This window comes from Bifidobacterium pullorum subsp. saeculare (assembly GCF_016899725.1).
In the GTDB taxonomy this organism is placed as follows: Bacteria; Actinomycetota; Actinomycetes; order Actinomycetales; family Bifidobacteriaceae; genus Bifidobacterium; species Bifidobacterium pullorum_C.
In genome coordinates this window covers 197,394-212,313 of record NZ_JACLYU010000001.1, presented here as the reverse complement: position 1 = coordinate 212,313, position 14,920 = coordinate 197,394, and the positions used below count along the sequence as shown (strand labels likewise).

Below are 14,920 nucleotides of genomic sequence, written 5' to 3'. Positions count from 1 at the left end.
GCAGTGCCTCGCATTGGTACGTATCAATCCACGACTCTAGCACGGGGCCCGCCGCTCAGATGAGGACACGCAGCACCACGAGCGCGAAGTAGAGCACGATGAAGCTCATATCCAGCGCGATGGGCCCCAACGGCAACGCCGGAATATAGCGGCGCAGCCAGCGCAACGGCGGGTCGGTGAGCCGGTAGACCACGTCGATCAGGGAGGCGACGACGCCGCGCGGATACCAGCGCGGCGCGAGCACCGCCACCCAGTCGAGGATCATGCGCACGACGAGCACGGTGATGTAGGCGTCGATGAGGAAGTCGAGGATCCTCATCACGATGAGCAGCAGCATAACGTCGGGTCCGTAGGGCTGGATGGCGGAACAGGGTCAGTCGGCGAACAGATCGTGGGCGTTGTCGCCGGAGGCCGGCTCCTCGACCTTGATGTTCACCTGGGCCGGGCTCAGGAGGAACACGCGCGGAGTGACGCGCTCGATCGATCCACGCACGCCGAACACGACGCCGGCGGAGAAATCGACGATGCGGTAGGCGACGGCCTCCGGCACACCGGTGAGGTTGAGCACCACCGGCACGCCGTCGCGGATCGCACGGCCCACCATCTGGGCATCCTCATAGGTCTTGGGGTGGATGGTGGTGATGCGGCTGACGCCGCGGCCGGCGAAGGGGCTGGCCTCGCGCGCCGTCGCGGACGCGGAGGGGGCTGCCTGCGTGCCCGTGGGCGTCACGGAGTGGTCGGAGTCGAAGGAGGAGGACTGGCCCGCCGGAGTCTGAGGCTCCTCGTCCTCGAAGTCGTCGTCCTCCGCCACGTCGCTCATGCCCAGGTAGGACATCGCGTTCTTCATGAAGCCTGCCATGTCAGGGTCCTTTCGTCAGCGCAGGAAGTCCGGGATGTCGAGCGGGTCGTTCATGCCGTACTGGGTGGAGGGGACCTCCGGGAACGGCTGGGACGTGGCGGCGCCCGAGGCGGGAGCGAAGGACTCCAGCGGCTTGACCGCCGGGACGGTGTTCATCGCGCCGGTCTGGTCCGCCTGGCCGGGGGCATCGGCGGCGGGCGCCGGCTGCGCGGCCGGGGCGGCGGGCTGGGCGGCGGGCGCGGCGTGGCGGGCTTCCGGCTGGGCGGCGGAGAGGTCCTCCACTGCGCCGGTCTTCTTGCTCGTGGTGTCGAATCCGGCGGCGATGACGGTGACGCGCACCTCGTCGCCGTAGGCGTCGTCGAGGGCAAGGCCCCAGATGATCTGGGCCTCGGGATGGATGGCCTTGCGCACCAGTTCGACGGCGGCGGAGGCCTCCTGCAGGCCGATGTCGGTCGGACCGGCGATGTTGATGAGCGCGCCGTGGGCGCCTTCGATGCTCTCCTCGAGCAACGGGGAGCTGATGGCCAGTTCGGCGGCTTGGGTGGCGCGGTCCTCGCCGCGGGCGGAGCCGATGCCGAACAGGGCGGTGCCGGCGCCGCGCAGGATGGCGGTGACGTCGGCGAAGTCGACGTGGATGTAGGAGTTGGACGTGATGAGGTCGGTGATGCCCTGCACGCCGGACAGCAGCGCCGTGTCGGCGGTTTTGAAGGCGTCCATGATCGTGATGGTGCGGTCCGACAGCTCCAGGAGGCGGTCGTTGGGAATGACGATGAGGGCGTCGACCTCCTTGCGCAGGTTGTCGATGCCGAACTCGGCGCTGGCGGCGCGCTGCGGGCCCTCGAAAGTGAACGGACGGGTGACGACCGCGATGGTGAGGGCGCCCTGCTGATGGGCGGCGCGCGCGACGATCGGGCTGGCGCCGGTGCCGGTGCCGCCGCCCTCGCCGCAGGTCACGAAGACCATGTCGGCGCCCTTGACGGCCTCCTCGATGTCGGACTGATGGTCCTGGGCGGCCTTGGCGCCCTTCTCCGGGTCGGCCCCCGCGCCCAGGCCACGGGAGGAGTTGTCGGACAGGGCGATCTTCACGTCAGCGTCGGAGCGGAGCAGATCCTTGGCGTCCGTATTCACGGCCACGAACTCCACGTTCTGCAATCCCTCGGCGATCATGCGGTTGACGGCGTTGCCGCCGGCTCCGCCCACGCCCACGACCTTGATGTTGGTCTTGTCGTTGAACTCCGTCTGGGTGATCTCGCTCACCATAGTCTCCTGTCCACACTTCACGGTTACGCCCAAGGATAGCGCATGGCGGACACGCCGGGCGGACATTCGCCGAACGTGTACCGCGGTTTGTTCATTTTCTGGACCTCATGTGGCCACTGTCTCAGTAGCTGGCGTCCATCGGGTCGTCGCCGAACAGCGCCTCGCGTTCGGCGGGGGTGGTGGTGCGCGAGTCCAGCCACCCGTACGGCAGATGCACTTTCTTGGCGAAGCGCACGCGGCCGCGCGGCTTGTCCGCCACCCGGCTGGGCAAGCGCACGGACGGGTCCAGTCGCCCGCATTCGCGGTCCACGTCCGCCAGGCTTTCGCATTCCATGAAGGCCTTGCGCGTGGAGCCGCCCACCGGGAAGCCCTTGAGATACCAGGCCACATGTTTGCGCAGGTCGTGCACGGCCATGCGTTCGTCGCCGTCGTAGAACTCGACGAGCAGGCGGGCGTGGCGGCGGATCACCGCGCACACTTCGCCCAGCGTGGGGTCCGTGCGCTCCGGCGAGCCGGCGAAGGCGTGCTTGAGGTCCGCGAACAGCCAGGGACGGCCTTGGCAGCCGCGTCCGATGGCCACGCCGTCGCAGCCGGTCTGCCGCACCATCGCCAGCGCGTCGTCCGCGCCCCAGATGTCGCCGTTGCCGAAGACCGGCACGTCCAGGGCGGCCTTGAGCTCGCCGATGCGGCTCCAGTCGGAGTGGCCGCCGTAGTATTCGGCAGTGGTGCGGGCGTGCAGCGTCACGGCCGCGCAGCCCTCCTCCTGGGCGATGCGCCCGGCCTCGAGGAAGGTCTCGTGCCCGTGGTCGATGCCGACGCGGATCTTCGCGGTGACGGGGATGCCCGCCGGCTCGCACACCTCGACCACACGGCGGATGAGCTCGGCGAACAGGTCGGTTTTCCACGGCAGGGCGGAGCCGCCGCCGCGGCGCGTGACCTTGGGCACCGGGCAGCCGAAGTTGAGGTCCACATGGTCGGCCATGCCCCCGTCCACCACGATGCGGGCGGCCTGGGCGGTGATCGAGGGGTTCACGCCGTACAGCTGCAGGGAGCGCACACGCTCGGTGGGCGCGAAGCGGCACAGGCGCAGCGCCTTGGGGTTGCGGGCCACGAGGGCGCGAGCGGTGACCATCTCGGCCACGTACAGGCCGTCGGGACCGTATTCCTCGCACAGCACGCGGAACGGCCAGTTGGTCACGCCGGCCATCGGGGAAAGCACCACCGGCGTCGGCACCGTGATGCGCCCCAGGCGCACCGGCGGCAGCGCGACGGGTTCCGGTGCGGCGGCCTCGCCGCCGTCCCCGTCCGTCCGGCGGACTGGGGAGCACGGGTTCTCCCCCACGCGGCCGTCCCCGCGCACGTCGATCACATCCTCGTCGCTGTTCGTCACGTCATCCCCCGTCGTCGTCTGGTGTCGTCGGCGTTCCGCGCCGGCGCAGGGCCGGCCCGGAACATGACGGGACGGCAGCGGCCCGGCCGGGCGTCGCTGCCGTCCCCTGCGGCCAACGGCCGTCAGTACAGGCCGCCGGCCTCCTGGATGTGCACGGAATCCGGCCAGGCGGCGCCGCCCATCGACTCGGGCTTGAGCGGCACGGCCACGCGCTTCTCGCCGATGCGCTTGGCCACGTAGTCGGCCACCTGGTCCAGGCTCACGCGCTCCTGGGCCATGGTGTCGCGCTCGCGGATCGTGACGGCCTGGTCGTCGATGGTGTCGAAGTCGACGGTGATGCACAGCGGGGTGCCGATCTCGTCCTGGCGGCGGTAGCGGCGGCCGATGGCGCCGGACTCGTCATAGTCGATCATCCACTCGTTCTGGCGCAGGTCGTTCGCCAGGTTCTGCGCGATGGTCTGCAGCTCGGGCTTCTTGCTCAGCGGCAGCACGGCGGCCTTCATCGGGGACAGGCGCGGGTCGAGGCGCAGCACGGTGCGCTTGTCCACGCCGCCCTTGGTATTCGGAGCCTCGTCCACGTCGTAGGCGTCCACGAGGAAGCACATGAGGGAGCGGGTCAGGCCGGCGGCCGGCTCGATGACGTACGGGATGTACCGCTCGCCGGTGGCCTGGTTGAAGTAGCTCAGGTCCTCGCCGGAGTGCTTGGCGTGGGCCGTCAGGTCGAAGTCGGTGCGGTTGGCCACGCCCTCGAGCTCGCCCCAGTCGGAGCCCTGGAAGCCGAAGCGGTATTCGATGTCCACCGTGCGCTTGGAGTAGTGGGCGAGCTTCTCCTTGGGATGCTCGTAGTGGCGCAGGTTCTCCGGCTTGACGCCCAGGTCCAGGTACCACTGGGTGCGCGCGTCGATCCAGTACTGGTGCCAGGCCTCGTCGGTGCCGGGCTCGACGAAGAACTCCATCTCCATCTGCTCGAACTCGCGGGTGCGGAAGATGAAGTTACCGGGCGTGATCTCGTTGCGGAAGGACTTGCCGATGTTGGCGATGCCGAACGGCGGCTTCTCGCGGGAGGAGGTCATCACGTTCTTGAAGTCCACGAAGATGCCCTGGGCGGTCTCCGGGCGCAGGTAGTGCAGGCTGTTCTCGTCCTCCACCGGACCCAGGTGGGTGCGCAGCATCATGTTGAAGTCGCGCGGCTCGGTCCACTGGCCACGGGCGCCGCAGTCGGGGCAGACGATGTCGGCCATGCCGTGCTCGGGCAGCTGGTCGCCGTGCTTCTCGGCGTAGGACTCCTCAAGCTTGTCGGCGCGGTTGCGCTTGTGGCAGTTGAGGCACTCGACGAGCGGATCGTTGAACACGCTCACATGGCCGGAGGCGACCCACACGGCGGACGGCAGGATGATCGAGGTGTCCACGCCGACGACGTCGGGGCGGGTCACGACCATCGAACGCCACCATTCGCGCTTGATGTTGTCCTTGAGAGCCACGCCCAGCGGACCGTAGTCCCAGGCGGAACGGGTGCCGCCGTAGATCTCGCCCGCGGGGAACACGAACCCGCGGCGCTTGGCGAGGGAGACGACTTCATCGAGTTTGGACTGAGCCACAATGCACCTTCTGGTTTGAACGGTTTGGGGTCAACGTGGCAAGGATACCGGGATACGGGGACGCTGAAGACCCCTCCCCCGGCGGGCCCCGACCAGGCCGCCGGCGCCGCTGCCGCCACGGCGCCTATGCTGGTCTCAGGGCGCCGCCGCGGGGACTGCGCGCACAGGGAAGACAGGGGGCGGACCATACGATGGTCGATCTGACATTCGATGCGAGGGTGCTGCGGCTGGCGGCGATCGCGGCGGGGATGCAGGGACTCGACCTGCGCCGGCTGCTGGTCGCGCTGGTCGAGGAATACGCCGCGACGGTCTCGGCCGACGAGGTGGCGGCCGTCCGGGGCATGGTGGACGATGCGCGCGTCGCCGCGGCGGCGCGCGCCCGGGGCCCGATCCACGGCGACCTGACGGCCCGCAGCCCTGCGGACGTAAAGGAACGCCTCGACGGCATCGTCGGCAGGCTCGACAAGGCCACCGTCCTGTCCACGACCCCGCCGGAGGACACGCTGGCGCGGCGCCGACGGATCTGGGAGGCGGCCTGCCGGGAAGCGGCCGCCTTCCCGCTCGATGCGACGGAGGCCACGGAACAGCCCGACGGTCCGGAACAGCCCGACGGTCCGGAACAGCCCGGCGGTCCGGACGCGCGCTGACCCCGCGCCGGTCCCGGGGCGGCGGGCTCAGCCCACCAGCGGGATGGCGCCGCGGCGGACGATCTCGGCGACGGTGGCGTCGTCGGTCAGGCATTCGCCCATGCGGTTCGGTTTGCCGGCGCCATGCCAGTCGGAGCCACCGGTGACGAGCAGGCCCAGCCGGCGGGCCAGGGCGAGCAGGCGCTCGCGCTGGGCGGGCGGGTTGCCGCGGTGCCAGACCTCCAGCCCGGCGAGCCCCTCGCGGGCGAGCGCCTCGATGCGTCCGTCGGACAGCAGGTGGCGGTTGCGGCTCGGGTCACCGGCGTGGGCGATGACCGTCACGCCGCCGGCCCCGCCGATGGCGGCGACGACTTCGCTGGTCGTGGGCGAAGGCGTGGGGATGTAGTACTTCGAGCCGGCGCTCACCGCGCCGGCGAACGCGGCGGAACGGTCCGGGTAGACGCCGGCGGCGACCAGGGCGTCGGCGATATGCGGGCGGCCGACGGTGGTGCGCGCCCCTTCGCGCACCTGCGCGAGCACCGCGTCCCAATCGATCGGGAAATCCTCGGCCAACCGGTCCACCATGCGCTTCGTGCGCCGTAGGCGAGCCTCGCGGGTGCGGGCGAACAGGTCGACGACGTGCCTGTCGGTCGGGTCGTACTGCAGGCCGAGCATATGCACGGACACCTCGCCGTCGCAGGCGGTGATTTCGGTGCCGCGCAGCAGCGGCATCCCCTCGGCGCGAGCGGCGGCCTCGGCGCCGTCCCAGCCGGCGGTGGTGTCGTGGTCGGCGATGCCCACGCCGTGCAGGCCCAGGGCCTTCGCCTCGGCGACCATCCCGGCCGGCGTCTCGGTGCCGTCGGAGTAGGCGGTGTGGCAGTGGATGTCCCAGCCTTGCGACGGCGGCGCCACCGGCATCTCGTAACACGTCATGGCCTTTATCCTAACCGGCTTTGCGGCGGCGCGGCGCCCGTTGTGGGAGAATGCCGGGTATGAGCAACACGCAGACCCCATCCCCGTCCATCGTCTCCGACTCCCCCACGCGCCCCGCGGACGGCCGCGCCGGCATCCCAGCCGGCTGGCGGCACGGGGCGGTCTGGACGTATCTGGTGATGCTGCTCGCCTCGGCCGCGGCGCTGGTCGCGTCGTTGGTCCTGAGCGCCGACACGCTCCAGCTGGCCCGTCATCCCGAGTCCAAGCTCGGCTGCGACATCAACGCGACGCTCTCCTGCTCGGCGGTGGCGGAATCCTGGCAGGCGGAGATCATCAAGATCGGCGGACTGTCCTACCCGAACGCGTTCCTCGGCATCGCCGCCGAATCGGTGTTCGTGACCGTCGCGGTCATTGGCATGGCGAAGGTGGCGGTGCCCCGCTGGTTCGCCGCCTGCACCTGGCTGGGCGGCCTGGCGGCGCTCGCCTACGCGTACTGGCTGACCTCGCAGTCGCTGTTCGTCATCGAGGCGCTGTGCCCGTGGTGCCTGGTGCTTATGGCGTCCACCACCATCCAGTTCATGGCGCTCTCCCACGCCACCGTCACCGTGCAGGCCCTGCCGTCCGGCCGAGGCGCCGCCGGGCTGCGCACCTATTACCGGTTGGGCTTCGACCTCATGGTGGACCTGGTGTGGATCGTGGCGGTGGCCACCGTCATCCTCGTCAAGGACGGCCCCGCGCTGTTCCTGTGAGCCCGGGCCGCGCGGCCGGGGCTCAGCCGACGGCCCAGGGCAGGTGCATGAAGTCGGGGACGCGGTACCACTTGACGGGGTATCCGGCGCCGTGGGCGCAGAACACCGAATCGGGGGTGTTCTCCACGTCGGCGGCGGGGTCGTAGCGGGCGGCGGCGACCACCCGGTTCTCGTCGTGGCAGGGCCGGTATCCGGCGAAGGTGCAGGCGAGGCGGCCGCGGCCGCGCGTGTAGACGTTGACGTCCGTCGCGTAGTCGCGCATCTCGGAGACCGGGCATTCACCTTCCACGGTGGCGTAGTCGCCGTCCATGGCGGGCGGCGCGAAGCTGCCGGACATGCGCTGCACGTCGCTGATCGCGCGGCCGAGCATGTCCTGCGGCACTTCGAGGCGGAAGGCGTACCACGGCTCCAGCACCCGGCACCGGCAGGGACCGAACGCGCCGACGCCGGCGTCCCGGCCGTCGTCGGCCTCGGCCTCGGCGCCGTCGCCCGCGCCGGGCCGCCCGGCCGCCGTCTGGTCGGCCGTGGGATGCCCGCTGACGCCGGCTCTGAGCTCCATGAGCCCCTGTCGCACGGCGCGGTAGGTGGCCTGGCGGAAATCGCCGCCCTCGGTGTGCTTGTCGTGCGCGCGCCCGGCCACCAGCGTGAGCCGCACGTCGGTGATCGGCGCGCCGATCAGCGTGCCGAGATGCTCCTTCTCGCTCAGGTGCGTCAGGATGAGCCGCTGCCAGTTGCGGACCAGGTCGTCACCGGAGACGGCCGAGGCGACCGTCACCCCGCTGCCGGGCTCCCCCGGTTCGATGAGGATATGCGCCTCGGCGTAATGCCGCAGCGGTTCGAAATGGCCGACGCCTTCGATCGGCGCGGTGACGGTCTCGCGGTACAGGATGCCGCCGGGGCCGAATCCGACGTCAAGGCCGAAGCGCTCGCGCAGCGTCTGCTGGATGACCTCGAGCTGCACGGCGCCCATCGGCTGCACATGGATCTCCTGCAGCCGTTCGATCCAGGCGACGTGGAGCAGCGGCTCCTCGTCTTCCAGCTCGCGCAGCGCGGCCAGCACCTGGTGCCGTGTCAGGTCGTCGAAGGCCGGCCGGGGCGCGGCTGCCGCGCCTTCCCCGTCCTCGGTGTCGCCGGCGTCGGCCTCGCTGGCAGCGCTGGCCGCATCGGCCGCGTCGGGCGGCAGCACCGTGTAGGTGAGCACCGGCTGCAGCGACGGCGCCTCCGCGTCGGCTTCGGCGCCGAGGCCTTCGCCGGGATAGGTGTGGGTGAGCCCGGTGACGGCGCAGACGCCGCCCGCGGGGACGGTCTGGACGATGTCGTGTTTCGCGCCGTTGTAGACGCGCACCTGGTCGCTTTTCTCCCGCCACGCCGGCTCCGGGGCGGCCTGCCCGTCCGCCGGGGCGGTGGAGGCGGTCAGCACCGCCTTGGCGTTGAGCGTGCCTCCGGTCACGCGCAGCCAGGTGAGGCGGTTGTGCTGCGCGTCGTGCGACACTTTGTACACGCGCGCGCCGAATTCGGCCGGCCAAGTGCGTTCGCGCGTGTAGGCGGCCAGGCCGGCCATGAGGCCGTCCACGCCGTCCAGTCTGAGCGCCGAGCCGAAGAACACCGGGAAGACGCGGCGCCCGGCGACCATCGCGCGCACCCGGTCGGCGTCCAGCGTCCCGGTGCGCAGGTAATCCTCCATCGCGGACTCGTCCAACGTGGCGAGGTCCTCGAGCATGGCGTCGCCGCAGCCGTCGGCCACGCCGGGCATCGCGGTGAAATCCATCGCGGCGTCGGACAGGCGCCGGCGCAGCTGCGCCATCACCGCCTGCCGGTCGAAGCCGGCGGCGTCGCATTTGTTGACGAACACGAACACCGGCACCTGGTAGCGGGCCAGGAGCCGCCACAGCGTCTCGGTGTGCCCCTGCACGCCGTCGGTGCCGGAGACGACGAGGATGGCGTAGTCGAGCACGCGCAGCACGCGTTCGGTTTCGGCCGCGAAGTCGACGTGGCCGGGGGTGTCGAGCAGCGTGAGCTCGGTGGCCCCGCCGTCTTCGCCCTGGCCGATGACCACGCGCGCCTGGTGGGCGTGGATCGTGATGCCGCGCTGCTTCTCCAGGGATTCGGTGTCGAGGAAGGCGTCGCCGTGGTCGACGCGGCCGAGCCGGCGCACGCCGCCGCCCAGGTAGAGCATCGCCTCGGACAGCGTGGTTTTGCCGGCGTCCACATGGGCGACGATGCCGGCGACGATGTGCTTCATATCCCTCCTCGCAAGGTGGCGTGCCGCGGCGCCGGCGAACCGGCGCCGCGGCGGGGCTCAGGCCTTGGCCAGCTGCACGCCGAGCTCCGTCGCCTCGCCGGAGGCGACGATGTCCAGCGTGGCGGCGAGGGTCTCATGCGCGATGAGGTCGCGGAACTCCTCGGCCTTGGGCGCGTCGGCGGCGGGCACGGTGAGCGTGAGCGCGATGCGATCGGCGATGTCGAGGCCGGCGTCCTTGCGGGCGTCCTGCACGGCGCGGATGGCGTCGCGCGCATAGCCCTCGGCCTCGAGCCGCGGCGTGAGCGCGGTGTCGAGGATCGCGAAGCCGCCGGTGGGCAGCGCGCAGGACACGGAGGCGGCGGCGTCGGCCGCGTTCTCCTCCTCCACGCGGTTGATGAGCTCGTACTCGCCGTCCTGGAGCGTCACCTCGCCGTCCGCGGTCTCCACCACGGGCGCGCCGTCGGCGCCGAGATGCCAGGCGCCGGACTTGGAGGCCTTGATGGCGGACTGGACCCCGCCGCGCAGGCGCTTGCCGGCCACACGCGCGTTGACGCGCAGCTCGTTGATGATCCGCAGGCCGCGGGAGCCGGCGTCCTCGAGCGTGGTGAACTCGATGTCCTTGACGTTGAGCTCGTTCTTGAGCAGGTCCGCGTAGGCGGCCACGGCGGCCGGGTCCTCGACCACCACGGTGAGCCGGGCCAGCGGCTGGCGCACGCGGATCTTGGCGCCCTTGCGCAGGGACAGGGCGGAGGAGACGACCTCGCGCACCTTCTCCATCGCGGCGACGAGCGCGTCGTCCGCCGCCAGCGTGCGGCCCAGCTCGGTGGGCTCGCCGGTCTTCTGGTCCTGAAGGAACGGCCAGTCGGCCAGATGCACCGACTCCCCGCCCGTCAGGCCGCGCCAGATCGTCTCGGCCTCCATCGGGGCGAGCGGCGCCATGACGCGGCTGAGCACCTCGAGCGCGGTGTACAGCGTGTTGAAGGCGGCGGCGTCCTCGTTCCAGAAGCGGTCGCGCGTGTTGCGGATGTACCAGTTGGTGAGCACGTCGATGAAATCGCCCACGGCGCCGCAGGCGTCGGAGATCGCGAAGTCGTCGAGGTCGTGCTCGACGGACTCCACCAGACGGCGCAGGCGGGCCAGCAGGTAGCGGTCCATCTCGGGCAGGGAGGCGACCTCGTCGGCGCGCACGTGGCGCGCGTCGAAGCCGGCGCCGCCGTTGGCGGCGTTGGCGTACAGCGTGAAGAAGTAGTAGGAGCTCCACAGCGGCAGCATGACCTGGCGCACCGTGTCGCGGATGCCGCCGGCGGTGACGATGAGGTTGCCGCCCCTGAGGATCGGCGAGCTCATGAGGAACCAGCGCATCGCGTCGGAGCCGTACTCGTCGAACACGCCGTTGACGTCCGGGTAGTTGCGCAGGTGCTTGGACATCTTCTGGCCGTCGGAGCCGAGCACGATGCCGTGGCAGATCACGTTCTTGAACGCCGGCTTGTCGAACAGGGCGGTGGCCATGATGTGCAGCGTGTAGAACCAGCCGCGCGTCTGGCCGATGTACTCGACGATGTAGTCGCACGGGAAGTGCTGCTCGAAGTACTCCTTGTTCTCGAAGGGGTAGTGGAACTGCGCGAAGGGCATGGAGCCGGACTCGAACCAGCAGTCGAGCACGTCGCTGATGCGCCGCATCGTGGACTTGCCGGTCGGGTCGTCCGGGTTGGGCCGGGTGAGCTGGTCGATGTACGGCCGGTGCATGTTGATCTCGCCGTGCTCGTCGCGCGGGTAGTCGCCGAAGTCGCGCTTGAGCTCCTCCAAGGAGCCGTACACGTCCACGCGCGGGTGCTTCGGGTCGTCGGACACCCACACCGGGATCGGCGAGCCCCAGAAGCGGTTGCGGGAGATCGACCAGTCGCGTGCGTTGGCGAGCCACTTGCCGAACTGGCCGTCCTTGACGTTGCCGGGGATCCAGTTGATCTCCTGATTGAGCTCGAGCAGACGGTCCTTGATCTTGGTGACCGCCACGAACCAGCTGGACACCGGCTTGTAGATCAGCGGCGTGGCACAGCGCCAGCAGTGCGGGTAGGAGTGCACGTAGCTCTTCTCCTGGAAGAGGATCGCGCGGCGCTCCTCGGGGATGCGGGCCAGCGGGCCGTCGCCGGCGCGCAGGTTGCGCAGGATCGGCAGGTTCGCGTCGAACACGTACATGCCCTCATAGTCGGGGCACTGCGAGGTGAACACGCAGCCGTCGTCGAGCACGTCCGTCGAGGCGATGCCGTGCTTGTTGAGCGTGGTCATATCGTCCTCGCCGTAGGGCGCCTGGTGCACCAGGCCGGTGCCCTCGGTGGTGTCCACGTAGTCGGCGGTGAAGATCTGGTAGGCGTTCGGGCCGGGCACGCCGCCCTCTGCGGTGGCCGCGTCGTCGGCGAAGTACGGGAAGACCGGCCAGTAGCGCCAGCCGACCATGTCCGAGCCCTTGAGCTCGCGCACCACCTCGTAGTCCTCGCCGAGCTCCTTGGCGTAGGAGCCGACCAGGGCCTTGGCGAAGTAGAACTTCTTGCCGGCGAACCGGCCCTGCGTGGGGCGCACCTCGACGTAGTCGATGTCCGCGCCGACCACGATCGCGAAGTTCGTGGGCACGGTCCACGGCGTGGTGGTCCAGAAGACGGCGTAGGCGTCCTCCTCGTCCTTGAGCTTGACGGCCACGGAGACTGTGGTGTCCTGGCGGTCCTGGTAGACGTCCGCGTCCATCCTGAGCTCGTGGGCCGAAAGCGGCGTCTGGTCCTTCGGGCAGTACGGCAGCACGCGGTAGCCCTTGTAGGCCAGGCCCTTGTCGTACAGCTGCTTGAAGGCCCACATCACCGACTCCATGTACGGGATGTCGAGGGTCTTGTAGCCGTGCTCGAAGTCCACCCAGCGGGCCTGGCGGTGCACGTACTCCTGCCATTCCTTGGTGTACTTGAGCACGCTGGCGCGGCAGGCGGCGTTGAACTTCTCGATGCCCATCTGGTGGATCTCGTCCACCGAGTCGATGCCAAGCTCCTTCTGCGCCTCCAGCTCGGCGGGCAGGCCGTGGGTGTCCCAGCCGAACACGCGGTTGACCTTGCGCCCCTTCATCGTCTGGTAGCGCGGGATCACGTCCTTGGCGTAACCGGTGAGCAGATGGCCGTAGTGCGGCAGGCCGTTGGCGAAGGGCGGGCCGTCGAAGAACACGAACTCGTTCTGGCTGTGGTCGCCGGACGGGCGGCGTTCGATGGACTTCTGGAAGGTCTTGTCCTCGTCCCAGTACCCGAGGGTCTTCACCTCGAGGTCCGGGAAGCTGGGGTTCGGGGTCACCTGCTCAAGGCTGGGGTCGCAGGCCGCCTTCGGGAACTTGTTGCTCACCGCTGTTCTCCTCGTGTAGCGTCGGTTGCTTGCCACGAGGACGACGCCCGGTTGCTGCCCGGCGCCGCGGTACCACCTCGCTTGCCGCGCGCTAAGGCGCGCGACCGCTTCGTCCTGTCCGGCTGTGTCGGGCCGGTCCCGTCGGTTCTACTGGGGACCGCCGAGCCGTGGCGCGGCCGTCCTGTTCTTCCGAGCGCTCCCCGCTGATGACGGATCGATGCGCGATTCGACGCCGACTATAGCACCGCCGCCGGAACGCCGCCCGCCGCCGCCCGCTCCCCGGGCGCCACCCGGGGCGGCGTGGCTTGTAAGGGTTGGTTGGTAGGGTTGACGGGTAGCAAATCCCCCTGTGCGTAAAGGAGCTTTGGCTTTGTCGGCTGAACTCGAGGACATCCATGAGGAGTGTGGCATTTTCGGCGTCTGGGGGCACCCGGACGCGGCCCGGCTCACGTATTTCGGACTGCATGCGCTGCAGCACCGCGGCCAGGAGGGCGCCGGCATCGTGTCCAACGACGGCGGCACGCTCATCGGCCACCGCGGGCTCGGCCTGCTGACCCAGGTCTTCTCCGACGAACGCGAGATCACGCGCCTGAAGGGCGACCGCGCGATCGGCCACGTGCGGTACGCGACCTCCGGCTCCGGGTCGACGGACAACATCCAGCCTTTCATCTTCCGCTTCCATGACGGCGACGTGGCCCTGTGCCACAACGGCAACCTCACCAACTGCGTGACGCTGCGCCGCGACCTCGAGGACGAGGGCGCCATCTTCCATTCGAACTCCGACACCGAGGTGCTCATGCACCTCATCCGCCGCTCCGGCAAGCCCACCTTCATGGACAAGCTCAAGGAGGCGCTGAACACCGTCCACGGCGGCTTCGCCTACCTGCTCATGACCGAGGACGCGATGATCGGCGCCCTCGATCCCAACGGCTTCCGCCCGCTGAGCTTGGGCCGGATGAAGAACGGCGCGTATGTGCTCACCTCCGAGACCTGCGCGCTGGACATCGTCGGCGCCGAGCTGGTGCGCAACATCCGCCCGGGCGAGATCGTGGTGGTCAACGACCACGGCTACCGGATCGTGCAGTACACGGAGAAGACGCAGCTGGCCATCTGCTCGATGGAGTTCATCTACTTCGCGCGCCCTGACTCGGACATCTACGGCGTGAACGTGCATTCCGCGCGCAAGCGCATGGGCGCCCGCCTGGCCGCCGAATCGCCGGTGGACGCGGATATGGTCATCGGTGTGCCGAACTCCTCGCTGTCCGCCGCCTCCGGCTACGCCGAGGCCTCCGGGCTGCCCAACGAGATGGGTCTGATCAAGAACCAGTACGTGGCCCGCACGTTCATCCAGCCCACGCAGGAGCTGCGCGAGCAGGGCGTGCGCATGAAGCTCTCCGCCGTGCGCGGCGTGGTCAAGGGCAAGCGCGTCGTGGTCATCGACGATTCCATCGTGCGCGGCACCACCTCCCGGCGCATCGTGCAGCTGCTCAAGGAGGCCGGCGCGGCCGAGGTGCATATGCGCATCAGCTCGCCGCCGCTGAAGTACCCGTGCTTCTACGGCATCGACATCTCCACCACCAAGGAGCTCATCGCCGCGAAGAAAAGCGTGGAGGAGATCCGCGACTACATCGGCGCCGACTCGCTCGCCTTCCTGTCCCTGGACGGCCTCATCGAATCGATCGGACTCAACGCGGCCGCCCCCTACGGCGGCCTGTGCGTCGCCTACTTCAACGGCGACTACCCGACCGCGCTCGACGACTACGAGCAGGAGTTCCTCGACTCGCTCACCCCCGAGGACCGCGTGCGCCTGCCGCGCTTCGCCCGCGAGCAGAGCGAGTACGCCGGCAACGAGTACACGAGCGCCGAATGAGGCGCGCACCGCAACACCAAT

General features: G+C 69.7%; 11 protein-coding genes. 3 read left to right on the top strand and 8 right to left on the bottom strand.

The window, feature by feature from the left end; all coding sequences use genetic code 11:
• Nucleotides 1–55 precede the first annotated feature (55 nt).
• From H7U32_RS00870 to H7U32_RS00850, 5 genes are all read right to left on the bottom strand, one after another.
• Nucleotides 56–337: a YggT family protein gene (locus H7U32_RS00870; RefSeq protein ID WP_204467191.1), complete on the bottom strand. Its 282-nt coding sequence runs from the start codon at nt 335–337 to the stop codon at nt 56–58.
• Between the two features lie 36 nt (nt 338–373).
• Entirely contained in the window at nt 374–859 is a 486-nt protein-coding gene (locus tag H7U32_RS00865; RefSeq protein WP_204467189.1) for a cell division protein SepF, read from the bottom strand.
• Nucleotides 860–874: 15 nt separating this feature from the next.
• Nucleotides 875–2,116 (bottom strand): cell division protein FtsZ, encoded by a 1,242-nt coding sequence (gene ftsZ / locus H7U32_RS00860; RefSeq protein ID WP_204467187.1) that lies wholly within the window; start codon nt 2,114–2,116, stop codon nt 875–877.
• A 124-nt stretch (nt 2,117–2,240) separates the two neighbouring features.
• Entirely contained in the window at nt 2,241–3,461 is a 1,221-nt protein-coding gene (dusB, locus tag H7U32_RS00855; RefSeq protein WP_440201415.1) for a tRNA dihydrouridine synthase DusB, read from the bottom strand.
• Between the two features lie 170 nt (nt 3,462–3,631).
• Nucleotides 3,632–5,107, bottom strand: coding sequence for a glycine--tRNA ligase (locus tag H7U32_RS00850; protein WP_204467184.1), 1,476 nt, complete (start codon nt 5,105–5,107; stop codon nt 3,632–3,634).
• Between the two features lie 191 nt (nt 5,108–5,298).
• Between H7U32_RS00850 and H7U32_RS00845 the strand changes: the two genes are divergently transcribed.
• Nucleotides 5,299–5,754 carry a hypothetical protein gene (locus tag H7U32_RS00845; RefSeq protein ID WP_204467182.1) on the top strand — a complete coding sequence of 152 codons (456 nt, stop codon included), beginning with the start codon at nt 5,299–5,301 and terminating at the stop codon, nt 5,752–5,754.
• A gap of 27 nt (nt 5,755–5,781) precedes the next feature.
• Here the strand turns inward: H7U32_RS00845 and H7U32_RS00840 are convergent, their stop codons facing one another.
• On the bottom strand, nt 5,782–6,675 hold the full coding sequence (locus H7U32_RS00840; protein ID WP_204467375.1) for a PHP domain-containing protein: 894 nt from the start codon (nt 6,673–6,675) through the stop codon (nt 5,782–5,784).
• 50 nt (nt 6,676–6,725) lie between these two features.
• Between H7U32_RS00840 and H7U32_RS00835 the strand changes: the two genes are divergently transcribed.
• Nucleotides 6,726–7,415 (top strand): vitamin K epoxide reductase family protein, encoded by a 690-nt coding sequence (locus H7U32_RS00835; RefSeq protein ID WP_204467180.1) that lies wholly within the window; start codon nt 6,726–6,728, stop codon nt 7,413–7,415.
• Nucleotides 7,416–7,437: 22 nt separating this feature from the next.
• Here H7U32_RS00835 and H7U32_RS00830 read toward each other — a convergent pair whose 3' ends face one another.
• Together H7U32_RS00830 and ileS are read right to left on the bottom strand one after the other, a co-directional pair.
• Nucleotides 7,438–9,657, bottom strand: coding sequence for an elongation factor G (locus H7U32_RS00830; RefSeq protein ID WP_204467178.1), 2,220 nt, complete (start codon nt 9,655–9,657; stop codon nt 7,438–7,440).
• A gap of 57 nt (nt 9,658–9,714) precedes the next feature.
• The gene (gene ileS, locus H7U32_RS00825) at nt 9,715–13,029 is read right to left on the bottom strand and encodes a mupirocin-resistant isoleucine--tRNA ligase (RefSeq protein ID WP_204467176.1); all 3,315 of its coding nucleotides are present in this window, start codon (nt 13,027–13,029) and stop codon (nt 9,715–9,717) included.
• A gap of 370 nt (nt 13,030–13,399) precedes the next feature.
• Between ileS and purF the strand changes: the two genes are divergently transcribed.
• A complete protein-coding gene (gene purF, locus H7U32_RS00820; RefSeq protein ID WP_204467174.1) occupies nt 13,400–14,899 on the top strand; it encodes an amidophosphoribosyltransferase in 1,500 nt (499 codons plus the stop codon).
• The last annotated feature ends 21 nt before the right edge of the window (nt 14,900–14,920 follow it).